Annotated in this window: 19 protein-coding genes and 1 pseudogene; 6 read left to right on the top strand and 14 right to left on the bottom strand. The window is 64.3% G+C overall.

Annotated elements, in window-relative coordinates:
* The first annotated feature begins 2 nt into the window (after positions 1 to 2).
* Positions 3 to 2,450, top strand: coding sequence for an FtsX-like permease family protein (locus PO883_RS26070; protein ID WP_289312344.1), 2,448 nt, complete (start codon positions 3 to 5; stop codon positions 2,448 to 2,450).
* Positions 2,451 to 2,683: 233 nt separating this feature from the next.
* Complete coding sequence (locus PO883_RS26065; RefSeq protein WP_289312343.1) at positions 2,684 to 3,181, top strand: hypothetical protein; 498 nt, start codon at positions 2,684 to 2,686, stop codon at positions 3,179 to 3,181.
* 13 nt (positions 3,182 to 3,194) lie between these two features.
* On the opposite strand, the gene PO883_RS26060 is transcribed toward PO883_RS26065, so the two are convergent.
* The 3 genes from PO883_RS26060 to PO883_RS26050 form a co-directional block, all read right to left on the bottom strand.
* On the bottom strand, positions 3,195 to 3,704 hold the full coding sequence (locus tag PO883_RS26060) for a GNAT family N-acetyltransferase (RefSeq protein WP_289312342.1): 510 nt from the start codon (positions 3,702 to 3,704) through the stop codon (positions 3,195 to 3,197).
* Between the two features lie 65 nt (positions 3,705 to 3,769).
* Complete coding sequence (locus tag PO883_RS26055) at positions 3,770 to 3,997, bottom strand: hypothetical protein (RefSeq protein ID WP_289312341.1); 228 nt, start codon at positions 3,995 to 3,997, stop codon at positions 3,770 to 3,772.
* 227 nt (positions 3,998 to 4,224) lie between these two features.
* The gene (locus tag PO883_RS26050) at positions 4,225 to 4,779 is read right to left on the bottom strand and encodes a hypothetical protein (protein ID WP_289312340.1); all 555 of its coding nucleotides are present in this window, start codon (positions 4,777 to 4,779) and stop codon (positions 4,225 to 4,227) included.
* 376 nt (positions 4,780 to 5,155) lie between these two features.
* Here PO883_RS26050 and PO883_RS26045 point away from each other — a divergent pair, with 376 nt between their 5' ends.
* Complete coding sequence (locus PO883_RS26045) at positions 5,156 to 5,818, top strand: DUF2238 domain-containing protein (RefSeq protein ID WP_289312339.1); 663 nt, start codon at positions 5,156 to 5,158, stop codon at positions 5,816 to 5,818.
* Between the two features lie 21 nt (positions 5,819 to 5,839).
* On the opposite strand, the gene PO883_RS26040 is transcribed toward PO883_RS26045, so the two are convergent.
* Genes PO883_RS26040 through PO883_RS26030 form a run of 3 tightly spaced genes read right to left on the bottom strand, consistent with a single transcriptional unit; the run spans position 5,840 to position 7,489 of the window.
* Positions 5,840 to 6,034 (bottom strand): helix-turn-helix transcriptional regulator, encoded by a 195-nt coding sequence (locus tag PO883_RS26040; protein WP_167090889.1) that lies wholly within the window; start codon positions 6,032 to 6,034, stop codon positions 5,840 to 5,842.
* Between the two features lie 22 nt (positions 6,035 to 6,056).
* Positions 6,057 to 7,097 (bottom strand): NAD-dependent epimerase/dehydratase family protein, encoded by a 1,041-nt coding sequence (locus tag PO883_RS26035; RefSeq protein ID WP_289312338.1) that lies wholly within the window; start codon positions 7,095 to 7,097, stop codon positions 6,057 to 6,059.
* Entirely contained in the window at positions 7,097 to 7,489 is a 393-nt protein-coding gene (locus tag PO883_RS26030) for a hypothetical protein (protein ID WP_289312337.1), read from the bottom strand. Before PO883_RS26030 ends, PO883_RS26035 begins: the two co-directional genes overlap by 1 nt.
* Positions 7,490 to 7,742: 253 nt before the next feature.
* On the opposite strand from PO883_RS26030, the gene PO883_RS26025 reads away from it, so the two are divergent.
* Positions 7,743 to 8,480: a DNA-binding protein gene (locus tag PO883_RS26025; protein WP_289312336.1), complete on the top strand. Its 738-nt coding sequence runs from the start codon at positions 7,743 to 7,745 to the stop codon at positions 8,478 to 8,480.
* Positions 8,481 to 8,520: 40 nt separating this feature from the next.
* Here PO883_RS26025 and PO883_RS26020 read toward each other — a convergent pair whose 3' ends face one another.
* From PO883_RS26020 to PO883_RS25995, 6 genes and pseudogenes are all read right to left on the bottom strand, one after another.
* Positions 8,521 to 9,285 (bottom strand): SDR family oxidoreductase, encoded by a 765-nt coding sequence (locus tag PO883_RS26020; RefSeq protein WP_289312378.1) that lies wholly within the window; start codon positions 9,283 to 9,285, stop codon positions 8,521 to 8,523.
* 455 nt (positions 9,286 to 9,740) lie between these two features.
* Complete coding sequence (locus PO883_RS26015) at positions 9,741 to 11,717, bottom strand: hypothetical protein (protein ID WP_289312335.1); 1,977 nt, start codon at positions 11,715 to 11,717, stop codon at positions 9,741 to 9,743.
* Complete coding sequence (locus PO883_RS26010) at positions 11,717 to 14,467, bottom strand: hypothetical protein (protein ID WP_289312334.1); 2,751 nt, start codon at positions 14,465 to 14,467, stop codon at positions 11,717 to 11,719. Before PO883_RS26010 ends, PO883_RS26015 begins: the two co-directional genes overlap by 1 nt.
* 80 nt (positions 14,468 to 14,547) lie before the next feature.
* Positions 14,548 to 14,973 carry a hypothetical protein gene (locus PO883_RS26005; RefSeq protein WP_289312333.1) on the bottom strand — a complete coding sequence of 142 codons (426 nt, stop codon included), beginning with the start codon at positions 14,971 to 14,973 and terminating at the stop codon, positions 14,548 to 14,550.
* 59 nt (positions 14,974 to 15,032) lie between these two features.
* A pseudogene (locus tag PO883_RS26000) lies at positions 15,033 to 15,191 on the bottom strand (arsenical resistance protein ArsH); the annotation flags it as partial.
* A gap of 171 nt (positions 15,192 to 15,362) precedes the next feature.
* Positions 15,363 to 16,328 (bottom strand): porin, encoded by a 966-nt coding sequence (locus PO883_RS25995; protein ID WP_289312332.1) that lies wholly within the window; start codon positions 16,326 to 16,328, stop codon positions 15,363 to 15,365.
* 276 nt (positions 16,329 to 16,604) lie between these two features.
* On the opposite strand from PO883_RS25995, the gene PO883_RS25990 reads away from it, so the two are divergent.
* Both PO883_RS25990 and PO883_RS25985 read left to right on the top strand, forming a co-directional pair.
* Complete coding sequence (locus tag PO883_RS25990) at positions 16,605 to 17,363, top strand: ABC transporter substrate-binding protein (protein WP_289312331.1); 759 nt, start codon at positions 16,605 to 16,607, stop codon at positions 17,361 to 17,363.
* Between the two features lie 39 nt (positions 17,364 to 17,402).
* Positions 17,403 to 18,191, top strand: coding sequence for an ABC transporter substrate-binding protein (locus tag PO883_RS25985; RefSeq protein WP_289312330.1), 789 nt, complete (start codon positions 17,403 to 17,405; stop codon positions 18,189 to 18,191).
* Positions 18,192 to 18,417: 226 nt separating this feature from the next.
* Here the strand turns inward: PO883_RS25985 and PO883_RS25980 are convergent, their stop codons facing one another.
* Entirely contained in the window at positions 18,418 to 18,987 is a 570-nt protein-coding gene (locus PO883_RS25980; RefSeq protein ID WP_289312329.1) for an isochorismatase family protein, read from the bottom strand.
* Between the two features lie 84 nt (positions 18,988 to 19,071).
* On the bottom strand, positions 19,072 to 19,847 hold a 776-nt coding region (locus tag PO883_RS25975), incomplete at its 5' end, for an NADP-dependent oxidoreductase (RefSeq protein WP_289312328.1).

Raw genomic sequence — 19,847 nt, 5'->3', positions numbered from 1 at the left:
CGATGATGAACCTGAGGGATTTCCGTATCGGCTGGCGCACGCTGTTGCAGGAACCGGCGTATTCGCTGGTCGTCATCGCCGGCCTGGGCGTGGGCTTTGCCGCAGCCCTGCTGCTGTTTGGCTTCGTGCGTTTTTCATGGCAGTACAACGCCGAGGTGCCCGGCGCCGATCACATCTACATCGTCAAGCAGCGCTACAACGTGGACCCGAAGGCGCCGTGGTTCGACCAGGCGCCGATGATGCTGCGCATGGCGGCCGCCAAGGCGCCGGGCGTACTCGCCTCGACCGCCTACATTCCGACACGCCCGCACATCAAGGGGCTGACGGCGACCATCAACGGCCAGCTGCATGGGATGGACGGGCTGACGGTCATGCCGGGATTCACCGGCATCCTGGGCCTGCAGGCGCTGCGCGGGAACCTCGATGGCGCGCTGGAACAGCCGGAAGGCTTTGCCATCACCGAAGAGGCGGCGGTGCGCCACTTCGGCACGGCCGATATCGTGGGGCGCACCATGCTGGTCGAGGGCAAGCTGCTGCGCGCCGCTGCGGTGCTGCGCACGCCGGCCGCCAACACCACCATCCCGTTCGAGGTGCTGGTGGGCGTGCGCTCGGTGCTGGCCGAGGCGCACGTAAAGGAGGAAATGATGACGGGGAAATCGGGCTGGTGGGGCAAGGTGCTGATCCGCGTCGATCCGGCGGCATCGGTGGCGGCGCTGACCGCATCGCTGCAGCAGGCCGTCGACGGCGCGCCCGGGATCCAGAACGTTCCGCCGGAAACCAGGCAGCGGCTGGGACAAAGGAAGGTGATGGATGTCGCCCTGTCGTCGCTGCGGAACGCCTATTTCGACCGCGACGTGGGACAAACCGAAGTGATCGCGGCCGGGGAGCGCGGCAACCCGAAGGTGATCGCCGCCCTGGCCGCGATTGCCGCCCTGATCCTGGCGATGGCCGCCATCAATTACGTCAACCTGGCGGCGGTGCGCGTGCTGCGGCGCCAGCGCGAGGTGGCGATGCGCAAGGTGCTGGGCGCCGACGTGCGCCAGATCGTGCTGCAACTGCTGGCCGAATCGATGCTGGTGGCGCTGCTGGCAACAGGACTGGGCCTGCTGCTGGCGTGGCTGGCGCTGCCCCTGTTCGCGCAGCTGGTCAACCGCAAGCTCGATGGCATGCTGTCGGCGCCGAATATCGGTGCGGCGCTGGCACTGGGGCTGGCACTGGGCGCGCTGACGGCGGCGTATCCTGCGTGGATCGCCATGCGCGTGCGTCCCAGCCAGGTGCTGGCCGGGCGTGGCGACAGCGAGTCGGCGCGCGGCATGCGCTTGCGCCGCGTGATGACGGTGGTGCAGGTGGCCACCGCGATGGGCTTCGCCGGCATCACCCTGGCCATTGCGTGGCAAACCGCGTTCGCCATGCGCGTCTCGCCCGGCTTCGATCCGGCGCCGCTGATGATTGTCGATCTGCCGGAAACGATGCGCGACAGCGCCCGCGTGCGCAGCTTTGTCGCGGCGCTGTCGGCCCAGCCGGGCGTGGCCGGCACTGCGATCTCGGAAGACGCCGTGGGGCGCCATCAGGTGTCGTGGCTGCGTGACCTCAAGCGCCCGGGCGGGATCAGCGCATCGATGGAAATGAAGTCGGTCAGCGCGGCGTTTTTCGAGCAGTACCGCATCGCGCCGCGCGCCGGGCGCCTGTTCGCGGCCGCCGTCGACAAGGAAGACGATCCGGTGCCGCTGGTGTTGAACGTGATCGCCACGCGCGATCTCGGTTTCGCCAGTCCGGAGGCTGCGCTGGGCCAGACGCTGTTGTTTACCGGCTTCGATAACAAGGTCATTCAGAAGCGCGTGGTGGGCATTGCACCGGAACTGCGCTTCCAGTCGCTGCGCGAACCGCCGCATGCCATGGCGTACGAGTTGTGGACCGCCGGGATGACGCTGAGCGTGCGCGCAACGGGCACGCTGGCGCCGGTCGAGGCGGCGGTGCGCAGTTTGTGGCCCAGGTATTTTCCCGACGCGATAATCAAGACGCAGCGCGCCGATGCGATCCTGGCGCTCAATTATGCGGAAGATGCGCGGGTGGCCAAGCTGCTGGCCATTGCCACCGGCATCGCGCTGGCCATCGCGGCGTTCGGCACGTACGTGCTGTCGGCGCACACGGTGCAGCGGCGCGCGAAGGAGATCGTGCTGCGCAAGCTGCACGGGGCGCGCCGGCCGGCGATCGGCCTGCTGGTGGCGCGTGAGATAGGAACGCTGATCGCGATCGCGGCGCTGATCGCATTGCCGCTGGCGGCGCTGGCGGTCAAGAGCTATTTGGCGACCTATGTCGAGCATGCGCCGGTCGGCTACTGGACCTTGCTGCTGGCGTTGGCGTCGACTGTGGCAGTGGCGCTGGTGGCGGTGGCGCGCCACGCGTGGCTGGCGATGCGCATGATGGCGGCGGATGCGCTGCGGGTGTAGGGACTCAGGGCAGCTTCATGAATTGATTGCATGAGATTGCGGCGATGGCGGTGAAGCAGCCGATGAGGAGAGGGACGTTCGCATTCATATCGGCGCCTGCATTGTTCCTGTTGAGGGCCCGCTGGACAACGCCCTGGCATCCCTGGTCCAGCCGTTTTGCATGAGTCGTGCGGTAGAATCGGAACGCTCGGCCCGCACTTTCGCGGCAGCCGATGCTCACTTCAGGTATCCGCATGCAGACACTGATTCAGATCATCGAAACGTGGTGGACCGGCGCATCGCGCGGCGCGCCGGGATCGGTTTTGCGAAACGCCGTTCCGGAGCGCGTTTCGATTCCCGATTGCGCGCTGTCCGACCCGGTTCTGTTGCATCTTGTGCGGTCCTGTGAAAGCCGCCAGTTCGCCATCGATCATGGTACGGAAGTGGTTCGTTTCGCCCAACAGCACAGCGAGGCGTTTCCGCTCACGATTGAGCACACGGAAGCAGGCGTACATGTCGCTTTCCTAGGCTATCACGCCCGGCGCAGACCGGCGAAAGCCGTTTCCGACGTGCTGCTGAAACCGAACTGCTGGGTGCGGATCATCGGGAATTATCGCGTGGCGCAGGAGAGCGGTTGGGTGTATCGCAAGGTCGTGTTCAACATCTTCCACGGCCCGGCGCTGCGGGCCAACGAACTGATGGCAAGCAAGCCGCCGGTCGCGCGCATCGATCATCAGCGTCACCTGTGGTAACGCAGTTGGAGAATCAGCCTGCGCCGACGTCGCGCAGCATGTGGATGTCGTCGTAAAAGACGCCGTCCACGCACAGGGCGCGCGGCTCGTGGCCGAATAGGCGAAATCCCATCGATTCATACAGCGCCAGCGCTGCCGCGTTGCCAGCGGTGAGGGTCAGCGTCACCTGACGCAGCCCTGGCATGGCATCGGCAAAGGCCAGCGCGTGCGCGAGCAGTTGCCGGCCGACGCCCTTGTTGCGCCAGGCCGGCGCCACCACCATGCCGCGCACGAAGCCCTTGTGGCGCAGCTTGGGCGCACTTTCGCGCCCCACGCCGACGATGCCAACCAGTTCCGCGCCATCGAAGGCGCCGAAGCGGTTGCGGCCCGAGTCGGGGGCCATGTGCGCTTCGATGGCCGACAGCGGCGTGTCGCACTCTTCCTCGTAGCTGGAGCTGAAGGCGCACGGGCATTCCTGCAGGGACGCCAGCCGCAGCGACTGGAACGCGGAGGCATCGGAAGGTACAAGGCGGCGAATCTGCATGGGAAGGCCAGGGAAAAGAGTCGGATGACGATGATAACCCAGGCGCCAAACGGCCGTGGCAAGGGCTATTTCGGGTCGCCGGGGGGCGCGTAGCACTGCCACACACCGGTTTTCCATGATGCGACCCCGGCCCGCGCCGGGGCGGCCAGGAACCCGGGCACATGGCGCGCCAGCGCCCGGCCGAAGCGTCTGCGGTGCATGAACTCCACCAGCACGGCAATGTGACGGCCGTCAGCGGTGCCGATCAGCCATTCGGTTTCATTGCTGTTGCTAAAGTCGTCGTAGGAACGCATGAAGCGGACGCCGCGTATCTCGTCCCAGCGCGCACTGTCGCAGCGTCCCTAGTATCGGTAAAGATGAAAACCGTCCCCGTTCATCTCGATGGCGTGATAGTTGACAGGCTTGCTGATCCCGACCGCGAACATGGCCAGGACCGTGACAATTGATTCGAGATGGTCGCGTTTCATCGGCGTAGGGCTTTGACGAAGGCGCTAATCGACAACGTGGCGGCCAGTTGGGCTTATCGGCAGCCACCGAGCAGATGACGAACCTGCTGGACGAATTTCTGCGCCGCCTGCGGTGTCTGCGGTGTCTGCGGTGTCTGCGGTGTCTGCGGTGTCTGCGCCGAGCTTTTCATATAGCTCACGCGCAGTTTGACGAAGTTGTTTTTCATCGTGGTCAGATAAGACGCCGACGCCAGTGTGCCTTCCGGCAGGTCGATCTCGAACTCGCGCACGATGAACTGGGGGCCGCAACCGGTGAAGGTGGTGGTCCTTTCGGTGTTTCCGACGGCTTGAGTCATGCGCACCTTGCCCTTGCCATCCCATGCTTTCAGGTCGGCGATGACGCGCTCAAAATGCTTGCGGACGACGGGCGCATCGATATCGGCCGGCACGGAGGCCAGCCCGCCGTTGTAGATATACAGCGCCCCGCGCGTCCTGTCGCCATCGGTATATTCGATCGCCACGCCGAGTCCCTTTTGCGGAAATTCCGTGCGTCCCTGCAAGGTCAGGCCTGCGATGTCAGAAGGAAACGACACACCGATGGACGGTTCATACGTGCCGGCTTGCGCCATGCTCGTGGCGGTGATGCAGCAAAGTACGAGGGCGGCTAGACGATGGCGCATGCAGGGGTTCCGGTGCGTGGGATCTGGGTTCAGATGGGGGAGACAGGATTGTAGCCTGTCTGAACATGGCGCTTTCGATTTGTCCGGACGGACCGCCGGCATGCATGCTGCCGGGAACAGCACGTCAGCCGGTGCCGGCGGCATCGTCCCAGGGACGCAGCATGGCGAAACGATACCATTTCCCCGATCGGGGGCAGGACAGTGCCGTTTGCCGCCGCGTTGGCTATTCTGCGGCGAAAAAGAACAGGATATATTTTCGCCAAACAAAGCCGATTCATCGCATACCATATGCGTCCCAAGCGGACTGCCGGGAACGGACCAGTCCTTGTCTCATTTTTCCTTCACAGCCATGTATCCTTCCAAGCGCACGTCCACCGTCCTCATGCTGCTCATCTTCGCCGTCACGTGGATCAATCCGCTGTGGCCGGTGGAACAGGCGCTGCATAGTTCGCTCACGCTGGTCGGCTTTGCGCTCCTGTGGAAGTATTCCAAACGCAGTGGTCTTACCGACCTGGATTTCCTGCTCATTGCCGTGTTCCTGTCCGTGCATTCGATTGGCGCGCGCTGGATGTATTCCAACGTGCCTTACGATGCGTGGGGGCAGGCGCTGTTTCACTTTTCCATCGACCAGTCGTTCGGATGGACGCGCAATCACTTCGACCGGCTCGTGCATTTCCTGTTCGGCCTGTGTTTCACGCCCGGCGCCATCTCCTACCTGACGTCTCGGCGCGGCCTGTCGGTGCGGCTGGGATTTTATATTGCCGTGTCGGCGGTGATGGTCACCAGTCTCTGGTACGAATGGTTCGAGTTCGCGGTGGCGATGATCCTGTCGTCGGAGGATGCCGAGTCGTACAACGGGCAACAGGGCGATATGTGGGATGCGCACAAGGACATGCTGATGGCCACGCTGGGCAGCCTGGTGTGGGGCTGGTCGGCGTTGCGCGCGCCATCCGGGGAGCGCCGCCACCAGGCCAGCGCCGGCCAATGACGGCTGCAAGCCCGGATGGGATCACGCTTCCAGGTCGAACACTTCTTCGATAGTGGTGCCGAACAGGCGCGCGATCTTGTAGGCCAGCGGAAGGCTGGGGTCGTACTTGTCGGTCTCGATGCAGTGCACGGTCTGGCGGCTGACGTCGAGCGCCTGCGCCAGGTCGGACTGGTTCATCGAACGGGCCTTGCGCAATTCGCTTATCCGGTTTTTCATCGCCGCTCCCGGCTCCCCGCGCTCAGGCCAGCAAGCCGTCGCGCTCCAGTTGTTCCACATGATCGCCCAGCGTGCTGGCGATGCTGCGATAGCTCAGCCCCAGCCCGGTGCGGCTGCGCGCGGTATTGTACTGCGCCGCAAACCCGACGTTGTCGCGCACAAAGTTGCGCCGCATGCCGATGGCCGGTGCCGCCAGCCAGATCAGCCAGCGCGGCAGTTCGCGGCGTGGCATCCTGGCCCGGTAGGCGGGACAGCATTCGCTGATGGTGGCGCCCATGCGCAGCAGCGGACAGCTTTCGGCAACCAGCAAATAGCGTCCGTGCGCGGCCGGGTCGAGCACGGCCCGCACGTGCGCCGCCGCCACGTCGCGCACGTCGACCACGCCCAGGTGCAGGGCCGGCACCCCGGCCGCAAAACCGCCCTTCAGGAACTGCTGCATCATCTTGACGCTTTCGGCGTCGCTGCGGCGCGACAGCGAGGGGCCGAAGATGGCGCCGGGATTGAGCACGGCCAGCTGCCATTGCGCTTGCGCGCCGCAGATCTCCCATGCCGCCCGTTCGGCGCTGGTCTTGGCGTAGCTGTAGGGATCGCCATCGGCGGTGCTGCCGGTATTCCAGTGCGACTCGTCCAGCGTGTGGCCGGGATGGGCGCAGACGTCGCGCAGGCTGCTCATCATGGCCACGATGCTGCTGGTGAGGGCGACCCGGCGCAAGGTGGGGCAGCGGTTGGCGCTGGCCAGCACGTTGCGCGTGCCGTCCACGGCGGGGCCGAGCATGTCGCGCTGCACGTCGCGCAGGGCGGCGCGGATGTAGGGCGAGGCGGTATGGATCAGGTACTCGGCCCGCTCCAGGGCGGCGTCGAAAGAGCCGTCGCGCAGCAGGTCGGCCGCGAACAGATGCAGCTGGCCGGGATGGCCCGCGCCGAGCTGGAGCAGATGCGCGGTCTTGGCCTCGTCGGCAAGGTCGCGCACGGTGGCGTGCACCGTGTGGCCGAGTGCCAGCGCTTCGGCCACGACCCACGATCCCAGGTAGCCGGCGGCGCCGGTGACGGTGATGGTGGCCATCAGTGCTGGCTGCGGTCGGCCAGCATCAGGCCCAGCGACCAGGTGGCGACGACGCTGATGAAGCCAAGGAAGGCGTGCAGTGGGCCAATCAGGCCGCAAGCCTGCAGCACCCCGGCCGCGCCGAACAGGCCGGCGCTGGTGCAGACGCTGAACAGGCAGGCGCGGAAATGCACCATTTGCAGCATTTCATCGACCCGGCGGTGCCAGCGCCACACCAGCGGATAGATTAATACGAAGGGCAGGATCAGCAGGGCGGCGAGCGCAATGCGCAGCGGGGCGCCGAGATCGCTGCCGCCACTGACGACGGCGCCGGCCATGAGCGCGGCCCCCAGGCCGGCAGCGGCCAGGATCCTGGTCAGGTACATCGGGTCACTGAAAGTGCTGGTCTGCATACTGCTCCTCGGCTTGGTCGGGATATCGGCGTGCCACGACGCAGACTGTAGAACTTTGCGATGCAAATGTAAATAACTCTTTACATTGCTCATCTGGGGCAGGAAGTGGAAAATTGTGCGCAACGTTGCATGCCGGCTACGTGCTGCCCAGCGTTGCGCGGGCGTGAATGCCAGGCGAGCAGAAGGGCGCGGCGGATTGCCGTCGCGGCGTATGATATTAGCTATCTACAACGCTACCCCTACCGGAGATGCTATGGCACGTCAGGAAGTCACCTACGACGAGGTTGCTGCGGCGGCCATCAGCCTGCGGGACGACGGCACGCGGATCAGCATCGACGCGGTGCGCGAGGCGCTCGGCGCCGGTTCCCCCAATACCATTCACCAGCATCTGCTTGCCTGGCGCGCCAGCGAGGCCGCGCCGCCGGAGCCGCCCAGGGCGGAGATTCCGGATTCGGTTGCGACCGTGCTGGGCAACTGGGCGCAGCAGTTCGCGCACGAAGCCGGCGCCGGCGTGCGCGACGCGCTGGCGCAGTCCGACAGCGACATGGCAGACCTGTTCGCGGCAAGCCAGCAGCTCGAAGCCGAGCGCAACGACTTGCGCGCACAGTTGACCAGCATGACGATCGCGCGCGACCAGGCCCTGGCGACAGTCACCGAGCGGGATGAAGACATCCAGCGCCTGACGGTGGAACTGCGCAACGCGCGCCTGGTGGCCACCGAGGCGCTGGTGGGCAAGGCAAAAGACCAGTTGGCCATCGAAGGCAAGAACGAGCAGCTGGTGGACTTGCGCTTGCAGATCGAGCGCAATGTGGCGTCGCAGGCGGCGGTATCGGATGCGCGCCTTACCGCCGAGATGGAGCTGATCGGGGCCGTGACCGCGCGCGACAATTTCGAGGCGGAGATCAAGGACCTGCGCGCGCGCCTCGATGCGTCGAATGCCGACCGCAGCGCCTTGCGGGCCGAGGCGGAAGCGCTGCGTGCGCAGCAGTAGCCGGGTCCGGCGCGCCGCGCGCCTTCACCAAGCTGACGGTTCACGTCCGGTTAATGGACACGCCGCCATCGCTCATCAGGCTCGATCCGGTCGTGAAACTGGATGCGTCGGAAGCCAGGTAGAGCGCCGATTGTGCAATTTCCTGCGGCCGCGCCAGGCGCTTCAAGGCATGCATCCGCTCGACGAAGGCGCGCGCTTCGGGCGTATTGGCGGAAGCGCGTCCCATCGGGGTATCGGTCCCGCCGGGCAGCAACGCATTGGCACGAATGCCCTGCGCACCGTATTCGACCGCGATCACTTGCATCAGGCCGATCAGGCCGGCCTTGCTGGCCGCATAGGCACCCATGCCCGGCAAGCCGACGCTATGGCCGACGAAGGTCGATGTGAAAATGAGCGAGCCGCCGCCGCGTTCGAGCATCGCCGGAATCTGATATTTGGCGCCGAGGAAGGCGCTGGTCAGGTTGGTGTCAAGAATCGCATTCCAGGCCTCGACCGACATGTCCGCGACCGCCATGCTGTCGCCTGTCGTGCCGGCATTGTTGAAGGCGATATCGAGGCCGCCGAAGCGGCCGACAGCCACTTCCACCAGGGCGCGCGCGAGCTCCTCTTGCCGGATATCGCCGGCAACGGCAATCGCTTCGCCGCCGCTGCGTTCGATTTCGGCGACGAGCAGGTCCAATTCGGCCTGGCGGCGCGCCGTGACCACCACTTTGGCTCCCTCGCGCGCGAACAGCCTGGCCGTTTCGTAGCCAATGCCTGAACTTGCACCCGTCACAATCGCCACCTTGCCTGATAACTGATTCATTTGCCGATCCTTATGCTGGTTGTCTGTCGGACTTCGAGCATAAGGAAGACGGTAGCGCCGATCTATCCGTTTCTTGCTTTGACGGGTGCCGGGCGCAAACGTGCGCCACTCCCCACGGCCAGCGCGCCGAGCAGCAATCAGCACGGGGAAATTGGGCGCCGCCGCAATCAGCAGCAGCGATGCCAGCATGGTGACCGTCAGCCCCAGCAGAACGTGGCGGCGGTCCCGGCGCGCGACCACACTGGCGCTCAGCAGGCTGGTGACGACCGCGAACAGCCCCGAGACGGAAATCGCCTGGCCGGCCATGCCGTTGGTGGCATGCAGGTCGGCGGCAATCGGCGTCAACAGGCTGACGGCATGAATTCCGAGGCGATCAGCAACCCCACGCACATCGACATGGAGCCTCCTGGCCCCGCTCGTCACCTTCTCATGTCCGCTGGCGACTATGCGTCATGTCAGGGCCAGGCCAGCGAAAACAAGCCTTCCCGGGCCGAGCCGATCAGCACCTCGCGCGAGCCGGGCAAATAGAGCAGCCGCCGGCTCGACGGCGGCACCCCGGCGCGCTCATCGAGCGTCGCCACATGGCGCCGCTCCGCATCGAGCAGCACCACTTGCCCTCCCGAGAACAGAATCCACCAGCGGCCCGCATCGTCGATGACCAGATCGACCGGATGCCCCAGCGGGCGCGCCGGCGCGGGCGCGATCGCAAACAGCACGGGCACCATGCGCGCGCCGTCCCAGTACTGCACGCTGGCACCCACCGCACCGACGATATTGCGTGCGGCATTGCGGTACAGCACCTCAACACGGCCTGCCGATATGCGCCGCGCGGCGCCCCTGGCATCGGCTTCAATGATGCCTAAGCGGGTAGCGGCCCATACCCGGCCGTCAGGCCAGGCCAGCAGCCGGCCGCTGGGCTCGGCCTGACGGCCGGGCAGCGGCACGAAGCGGGCGCTGCCATCGTTGGGCAGGAAGTGCAGGCCGGCGGCGGCGCCGCCGAAGGGCGCGGCGCCGGCCGCCATCCACATGCCGCCGGAGGTGATCGCCACATCGAGCGGCAGCGCGCCTGGCTCAAGCGCCAGCGCTTGCGTTGCTCCTTGCCGCAGGCGCAGCACGCCCTGCGACAGTTGCACGGCAATGACCTGGTCCGGCTCCGCGTATGCGGCCGCGCCGTAGACGCCCACCGGCAGGTCGATACCGGCGCGCCACTGGCGTGCCACGCGCCAGCCGTCCGCCGTGCGTGCCAGCTCCAGCGGGCCGCTGGTCGGCGAACTGAGCAGCGCAAGGGCGCCGTTGGCTTTGTATTCCATCGGCAAGGCGTCGATGGGAATCGCGCCCCCGGACGCAGGCGTCAGGGCCAGCGGCGTGCCGTCCTTCCCCAGTTGCCAGACGGCGCCATCGGCGGCCACCAGCAGGCCGAGACCGGCGTCATGCAGCAAGGCGGTGGCGTTGCTCACGCGCGGGTCGGCGGAAAGCGGCGTGAGCGGACCGCAGCCGAGCGCATGGAGGCCGGCACCGGCGCGCGCGACGATCAGGTCCGGGCCGGCTTGCACCAGGCCTGTCACCGGCTCGCTGAAGCTGGCCCGCGAGCAGTGCGGGCTGAGCCGGCCATCCTGGTCCAGGCTCATCACGACATGGCGGCGCGAGGCGGGATTGGCCGCGGACTGGGTCACCATCACCAGGATGGTGGAGCGGCCATCGGCTGCCCTGGCAATGGCGGCCACGCCGACCGTGCCGGCGGGCGCGCCGTCGGCCAGGCGCCAGGTACGCAGTTGCGCGCCGCACTGGCGCGCGTACCAGGGCCGCTGTCCGGCGCCATCGACCTGGATGCCGGCCAGGTGGAAACAGCCATCGTTGCGGTCGGCCAGGCCGGCGGTGGCCACCACCCCGCCGCCCAGCCGCAGATTCCAGGCTTGCACGCGCGTGCCATCCCACTGCCACAGCGATGCGTCAGCCTGGCCCCCGGCGCCGTCGGGGTCGGGCTGGCTGAGCTGGAAGATCGCCGCATTGCCCCGGGTGGCCGCCAGCACCAGGTCGGCGGCCATGTTGTCGCGCCCCGTGCCCGCTGGCGCGAGCGGCTTGGCGCTGCCATCGCGCGGGTCGACCAGCACCAGCCCGGCGCGGGTGCCAACCAGCAGGCGGCCATCGGGCAAGGCGGCCAGTTCCTGCGCAACGGCCGAGGGCAAGCCTTGGCCGAGATCGAAGCGCATGCTGCGCGCGCCACGCTCGAAGCCGACCAGGCCGCCGCCACGGCTGGCCACCCACAGGCGGCCGTCGACCACGGCCATGGCGGCACCGGCCAGGGGCGGATCGAGCACGCGCCGCGCCGACGGCAAGCCGGCGCCAAACGCATGCCCGAGCGCGGCGGCGGCGGCCAGGGCGGCGATCACGCGCCGGGCGTGCTTGCTCTTGCTCTCATGTGGGGCGCGCATCAATAGTCCGATCCTCCCGTGGTGGTGATGACCGCATAGGGCGGCGGAACCGTCCACAGGCCCGCGCCGGGAGAGGTGGAGAGGCGTTCGTTGCCATCCAGGGCGTCGCGCGTGCGGGTCCGGTAGTACACGCGCGTGAGGTGGCCGCCGCTTTGCAGCGTGGTCCACTGGGCCGCGTTCGGGGTCCAGGTGTCGGAGCATTCCGGCGAGGCCGGGGTGGCGGTGTTCAGGTCGACCACGCGCCAGCCGCTGTTGATGGTCGATGCCGGCGAAAAGGCCTGATCGGTCGATGCTTCGACGATGTACTTGGCATTGCAGATCGCCGTGCCGCTGACCGGCCGCGCGCTGGTGCCGGTAAAGCGGAAGCGCGGGCCGGTCCAGACCTGGAAGGTCGGTGCGGGGCCGCCCAGCTTGAGGAAATCCGTTTCCCGGTGCGTAATGCCGTCCACCACCGGATCGTCGCCCAGGTCGTTGTCGTTCATGTCGATCACGGCATCGGCACCGTTCTCGCCGGTGGGGCAGATGGCCGCGTCGGCGGTGCCGGGGTCGCCGTCGATGCAGGCCGATGGAATGGCAAACACGCCGCCCTTGGCGAAGCCGGCCAGCACCTTGTTGGTGGTGTGGTTGCCGTTGTGCGCGAATGCCGGCGGCCCGCCCGGCAAGCCGGAGGTGGCCCATTGCTCGACCATTTCGAGTTCCAGGTCGCGCAGCACGTTATAGATGCCGCGGTCGCCGCCGCCCACGCTGCCGGAAAAGCCGGCGTTCTTGAGCGCGCGCGTGAAGCGGACAAAATACTGCGGATGCCCGGACGGCCGGCACTTGCTGCGCATGCCCTCGCGCACTTGCCACAGGATCGCCGAACCGATCTGCATGTCGGCGTAGTCGATGCTCGACAGGTCGCGGTGTTCCGGGAAATGGTCGCCCGGGATGGCGGGATTGAACGGGGTCGTGACTTCATGCAGGCGCGGCAGGCTGCCGGCCTCGCTGTGGCCACGGCTGCCCTGGCAGTTATTGCTGGCATTCACGCCGCCCAGGTTCTTGGCGGCCCAGCCGGAAGTGCAGTTGGTGTTATCGAAATGATCGGCCCAGGCGTCGGCCAGGTCGTGCATCGAGCCCATGCCGAACGGAATGGCGCACGGCGCCATGCCGCACCAGTTGGCGGGGCGGCCGTCGGTGAAACGTTGCACCGCGTTGTGCGCCAGTTCGTGGCTGACCACCGTGTTGTCGTGGGCAAAGTTCATGAAGTTGGTGGCGCTGGCCGTGCCATCCGAATAGTTGGGGCAGGTCGCGTCGAAGTAGCCCTGGCAGGCCCCGAAATTCATGCTGGACCAGGCATTGCAGCCGGCCGAGGCCGACTCTATGCGCGGATTCCACGGGCTGGTCGGGAAGGGCGTGTAGATCCCGTGCGCAAGCGATTGCTTCCAGTTCAGGTGAAACACGCCGAAGTAGTTCACCTGCTGGAACCGTGGATTGGCGCCGCTGAAGCAGGTCGCGGTCGCGCCGTTGTTGATGGGTGCCTGGTTGAAGTTCGCCAGGGTTGCACTGCTCCCGCCCAGAGTGCTCGATATCGACACATCCTCGGCATCGAAACCGTCGGCCTGGTGGTCCACGCGCGAGACCACGCCGGCCAGCTTGAGCGTGTATTGTCCGCCGACCGCGGGGTCGACCGTGAAGCTGCGCACCTGGGTCGCCCCGGTGCCGGGATCGCGCCGCCACACATTGCCGGTCGCGCTGACATCGGAGACGAGCGGGCGCATTTTCAAGATGGTGCCGGTGGCGGCATCGGACCAGACCCTGAACGGCACCGGCCGGCCAAAGCTGATGCCTTCGACGACCATGCGCCATGCGTAGCGCAGGGAAACGCCGCCGGCGCTGTCGTTACCGAAAGGCAGCAGCACCAGCGATGGCCCGTCGAGCACGCGCTTGCCGTCGACGCTATCGATGCCCTTGACCCTGCTCAAGGCCGCGTACGCGCGCAGGTCGGCACCCTCGGCGCTTTGCGGGCGCGCGTTGGCGATCGAATAGCGGTGGAGCAGCGAGCCGCGCACGCTGGTGACGCTCTGGCCTTCCCAGCGCGAGGCCAGCAGCAGGGTGTGCTCGATCGGCACATCGCCTTCGACCTGCAGGAAGGGGTAGATGATTTCCTGGCGTTCGATGTCGGCCTTGTACTGGGCGAAGGTCAGGCCGCGCGCGATCAGCAGGTTGCGCTCGACATCGTCGGTGGGGGCGCGCTTGCCGAGGAAGGCGTCGACCATGTCCAGGGTGCGCGGGCGGGTGGCTTTTTCATTGCCCTGGTATTCAAGGGCCAGCAACTGGGCGACACCGTCGAGCTGCGGCCGCGTCTGCGGCAGGCCGGCCTCGGGGGCGCGCCGCAGACGCCGCATGCCGCCTTCGAAATGCAGCGCGCTCAGCAGCGGCACGATCACCTTGTCGGCGACGTCGGCGCCCGACAGCGTGACCGCTTCGGTTGGCGCGATGCGCATGAAAACATGGCCCATGTCCTGGTTGGGCAAGGACACCTGCGCCCCCTTGGGCAAGACGCGCAAATCCACCGCCGGCGCGCGGCCCGGCTTGATGGTCGGGGTATCGATCGATGGGAACACGATTTCCGACGGGCCGGGGCCGGTGCTCACCTGCAGGTTGGCTGCCGGCCCGGCTGCCAGGGCGGTGCAGCTGCCCGCCAGGAGTGAGATTGCAGCGAGCAATGGGCGCAGCCGAAAGCGGCGCGGGAGCGAGCGTAGAGAGTCCATGTTGCATCCTTCCAGGAAACCAGAGAACGATTGACCAAAATCAGTATAGGTACTGTATTTACGGACAATCTCACCGATTGTCACAGTGGTGGAAATGGTAAAAAGGAGCTTGCCTGGGGGGTGGGAATTGCGTACGTGCCGAGCTGGTCGTAACCGGCTTTTTTCGGCGGGATGGGTGGCTGTGCGAGGATCGGCCAGAGTATGAGCTGGACGGCGCGCTGTTGTTGGCGTCGGTGGCACAATTCCAGACGCTGTTTTCGGCGACGGGCGATCCGCAGGAAGTGGTGCTCAAATTGCCCGGCGCACGCGTCGCCGACCACGCCACTATCGAAGCGATCGACCCGTTTGCAGAACGCTACAAAGCAGCCGGCAATCGCCTGCATCTGCGCCATGTAAGTCCGGACTGCATGGAGTTGCTGGAGAACGCAAAGGGCATGATCGAAGTAAATGCCCGTGATGATCCTGATTCCCACATTGCGCACGACAAGCTCGCCTGCCCATGCCACTGGCGGGTCATGCCAGACACCTCGTCGATACAGGACAGTGGCTGGAATCGGGGCGGAGTCTATATCTTGCTGATCTGTTTGTCGACCGCCTTGATTGGCCATTCGTTGCGCTCACTGTAGCGGTCGGTCAGATAGCCGGAACGCCCGCGCATCAACAAGGTCATCCTGAAAAGCTCTTTCATGACGTCGACCAAGCGCTCGTAGTAGCCCGACGGGCGCGTACCGCAATCGACGGCGCAGATGCGATGTCGTGCGCTGACCAATTTTTTGCACTGGCAGGAACAGTCCGTCCAGTTTGAGGAACCTAATACCATTTCAGGAAAACTTCCCGATCATCAGCACGACAGAACCCAAAGGATGGTTTGAATGAACCGGACAGCGCGCCTGGATTAAAACGAGTGCGTGATGCCGAGCGCGACCCCGTCTTGCTTTCGGCTGATACGTTCTCGATAAACATCGGCGTAGACGCTGGTGCGCTTGGACAGCTTGTGAACGTAGCCGGCACTGGTTTTGTTGGCATGGCTCTCTTTGATACGCCCATATCCGCCGCGCAGCATGCCGTTTCCTATCGCATAGGTCGCTGCGACCATGGCGCTATGAGATGAGGTGTTCAGGAAGAATAGATGGGTGCGCGAATACGAACCCATGAGCACCACAGGACCCATGGTGTATGAAGCGCCAGCATACACAACGTCATCAGCGACATGGTTTTTTTCATAGGCCAGCATGGCCGACACCGGTCCGTGGCCATATTGCAGCGCGCCGCCACGGGAGCGCTTGCGTGCGCCGGGCACTGATTCGACTTCACCGACAAGACTGAACTGGAAATCGGCGAAGTTTGGCGAGCGATAGAATAAGGCATTGCTCACTCGGGAATAATTGGCGAACACCTTGTTAAGGTTGAGGCCATCGCTGTCGAAGTCGCCATTGTAGGCGCCCAGCGATCCCATCATCGCGCTATCGTACCACGGGTCGTACGCCCATTTCCCGGCCCATAGCGGCGTCCATGCGCGTCCGATGAGTAAGGTTCCCAGGCTTTTGCTGGACAGGCCCGCAGTGCTTTCGCCCTGGAACAGCGTCGTCGATCGCTCTTGTGCGCCTGTATCAGGCAAAAAACGCATTTCAAGCTTGAACACCGCAGACAGGTCGCCGCCCAGCGCTTCGCTTCCCTTGAAGCCCAGCCAGTTGTTTAGCCCGCGGCTTTCGCGCGTGCTGGTCCGGCTTTCCTTCACAATCCCCACATCCAGATAGCCATAGATCGTCACATTCGATTGCGCGATGGCGGCAGTGCTGATTCCGGGGCCAAGCATCAGTGCCAGCCATACCGTTTTTTTTACGTGAAAAGCGTGCTTCATCGTGCCTCCATGATGAACAACAGCGAATACCGCAAGGCCAAACCGCGTGCGGATCGGATGATTCAACGGGCGCTGCGCTTGCGAGTGATCAGCTGACAGTTCCCGTCGAAGATCATGATGCAAAACAGGACAAAAAAGAAGCGAGCACGGCAATATCGGAAAAGATCTGCTCGCCTTGCAACACTGGGCGTGTTTGAATTGTGTTCACCAGCAAACAGGTCTAGTCTGAGTGAGCTTCGATGAAAGCTGTGTAGTCGATCTCTTGGGGAGAATGGAATGACGAAAATTGGTTTGCTTGTCAGTGCTGTGTGGGTTGGTGTGGTGCTGCCGGTGTGCGCTACCGCGCAGGTGCCGCCGGTACGTTTGGCGACGCTGGAATGGGTGCCTTTTACTGCCAGTAACCTGCCCAGCAAGGGCCTGTCCGGGGAAATTGTCAGCGAAGTCGTGAAGGCCATGGGGACCACGTTGAAAATCGATTTTCACCCGTGGACCGAAACGGTTGCAAAAGGGGAGAGCGATCCCGCATTTTCCGGTTATTTCCCCGTCTGGGTCACGGAGGAACGGGCCAAGAAATGCTATTTCTCCGCGCCGATCGGAAAAACCGTGACGGGTATCGGATACCTCAAGGACTCGCCGCTGCAATGGAAAACGCCGGCCGATCTGGCGGCACTGAAAATCGGCGTGGTGGAAGGTTATCCGAACGGCGAGGCGTTTGACGCTGCGGTCAAACAAGGAAAACAGCCGGTCGAGGTAACCACCAGCGACACCAATAACGTCAAGAAACTGGTAACGAAAAAGGTGCCGGCAATTGTGATCGACAAAGCCGTGTTGCGCTACATGACGTATAAAACCCAGGCCAAAGACAGTGTCGCGTTTGCCGACAAGACGCTCGTCGAGCGCACCATGCATGTCTGCTTCCAGCGTACCCCTGCCGGCAAATCCCTGCAGGAAGCGTTCGACAACGCACTCAAGAAAGTCGACATCGGCAGGCTCGAAAGTGCCTACCTTAAAAAAATCGAAGATCCTGGCCACTGAGTTCATGCGACTCTTTACATACCGGCCGGATGGCATCAATTGAACGCCATCACGGCGTTCAAGGGATTGATTGCCTGTTCGATGTTTGGATGGTGCGCTCCTGCGGATGCCAGTGCGGCGCTCACGGTATATGCGCTGGAGTGGGCGCCGTACAGTTGGAAACACACAAGCAGCGGCAAAGTGGGCGGTATCGCGGTTGATATTGTCGATGAACTCATGACACGCGCCGGCGTGCGCATCGACTCGATCGATACGGTTCCCTGGGCTCGTGGTTTGGCATTGACTGCCAGTACCCGGGATACCTGTCAGGTGATGGTGGGCAGAACACCGGAACGCGAGAAAAAATTCAAGTGGATCGGTCCGATCGGCCACAGTCGCTGGTCAATTTTCGGGCTGCGCGAAAGCAAGATCAAATTGCGCCAGCTGCACGATGCCCGCCCGTATCTGGTTGGCACCATCATCCACGATCTTTCCATCCCCATCCTGAAGGCGCATAAAATTCGTGTCTCGGAAGTGGCTGCAGATCGTCTTAATCCACCAAAATTGCTCAGGGGCCGGATTGATCTGTGGGCCAGCGCCGACTTGCCAGCCAGCTATCTGATGCGCGATCTGGGACTCACCAATGTCGATCTGCTGCTTACTTTCGCAACCGTCCCCATGTTCTTTGCTTGCAATAACAGCATGCGCGATGGCGAGGTGGCGCGGCTCAATGGCATCATCAACACCATGATCGCCGACAAGAGCATTGAGCGGATTTATCATGCCTATGGATTCATGAGCGCAGCACCGGCCACAGCGGTGCTGGAACGCGATCACAAGATTCCCTAACGATTATCTGCCCATGCAAGCGCACGAGCGCAACGGGCTCTGTCGTGCTGTGTTCAAACGGCGGAGTTTTCCGCAAAGGTGCTGTACTCTGCCCTTGACACGTCCCAAGGTCCACATTTATTGCACTTGAAACATTTCAGGCTGTTTCAGCCTCTCAAACTCGATGACCGCGATCACGAACGTAGGCGCTGCCGTCACAGCAGCGCTGGCGTACTTGCGTACCGGTTCAGGTTAGCAACGGGAACGCGACAGCACCTGCGGGACTCGCCCAGTTCCTAACTAATTCAGCCACTACCGCGCCTGTGCTGGTAAGGCGTACGCCAGCCCGCTCCATCCGACGCCAGGCCATTTCTTCGGCAATCAGATTCGACGATCCACAGGCGTCGCACACTACCTGCACGTTAAAGCCTTCCTGCAAAGCACTGATGGCCGGCATGACCATGCAAATGTCCGTCGTGACGCCCGCCATCACAAAGTTGCGTTTGCCGGTAGCCCGGCATGCGTTGGAAAACGCCTCGTCGTCCCAGGCGTTGACCACACCTTGGCGTTGGATACGCGCGGCAAACGCCTCGGGCAGTATATCTTGCAGCTCGGGCATCAATGGGCCCTGGACGTTAACATTGGTCTCTTGGCTGGAGGTCAACACCACCGGCATGCCTGTGCCTTTGGCGAATTTTGCCAGAACGATCACATTACGCTGCAGCAGAGCCAGCGGCGTCGTGGCAGCCCAGGTATTGGTGCCGACCTGGTGGTCGATCAGGATCACGGCAGTGTCCTGGAGATTGAAGCTGTGCATGGTGTTGCCTTTTAAGGGTTGGGGGTTCAACGAAGAGAAGTAAAAACAACTGACGGCGATTAACTTGGCCAACGCGCCCGACGCTTAAGCCACGGGCGCGTTGACATGCAAAACCATTTTCCCGCGCGCTTTGCCTGACTCGCCCAGGCGGTGGGCCAGCGCCGCGTCGGCCAAGGCAAACTCCTGCCCCACCAAAATACGCAAATGCCCTGAGTCCACCAGTGCTGCCAGCTGCGCCAACACCACGCCGCGTGGAGGCGTGAAGACAAAGGCCGCGCGCACGCCAGCCGTTGCGGCTCGCTCGGGCGATGGGGGCGTGGCCGTGGCAACCAGAAGACCGCCTTTTCGCAGCGTGGCCCATGAAGCCTCTTGCGTAGCGCCACCCAAGGTGTCCAGCACCACATCCAAGTTGCTGGCCAGTTGCTCAAAGCGCTCGGTGCGGTAGTCGATGACTTCGTCCGCGCCCAAGCTTTTGACCAAAGCCAAGTCGGTTGTGCCAGCCGTGGCGATGACGTAAGCGCCTTGCAGTTTGGCCAGTTGAACAGCCACACTGCCCAAGGCACCCGCGCCGCCGTGCACCAGCACGCGCATGCCGCGCTCCAGCTTTGCAGTTTCCATCAGGGCCGTCCAAGCGGCCTGAGCGGGTGTCGGCATGGCAGCCGCGGCCGCAAAAGAGGCTGTGCGCGGCTTGAGCGCCACTTGGGAGGCATTGACCGCCACGTAGTCGGCATAGCTGCCGCCACGGGCAAATTCGGCATAGAAAAAGACTGCGTCACCCGTCGCAAAGCCGCTGACCGCACTGCCTACGGCAGTGACCACACCTGCGGCGTCTGAGCCCAAAGCGAAGGGGAACGCCTTAG

This window comes from Massilia sp. DJPM01 (genome assembly GCF_030348125.1).
GTDB lineage: Bacteria > Pseudomonadota > Gammaproteobacteria > Burkholderiales > Burkholderiaceae_D > Telluria_A > Telluria_A frigida.
The sequence above is the reverse complement of the archived record's forward strand: the minus strand, read 5'-3'. Positions and strand labels throughout refer to the sequence as shown.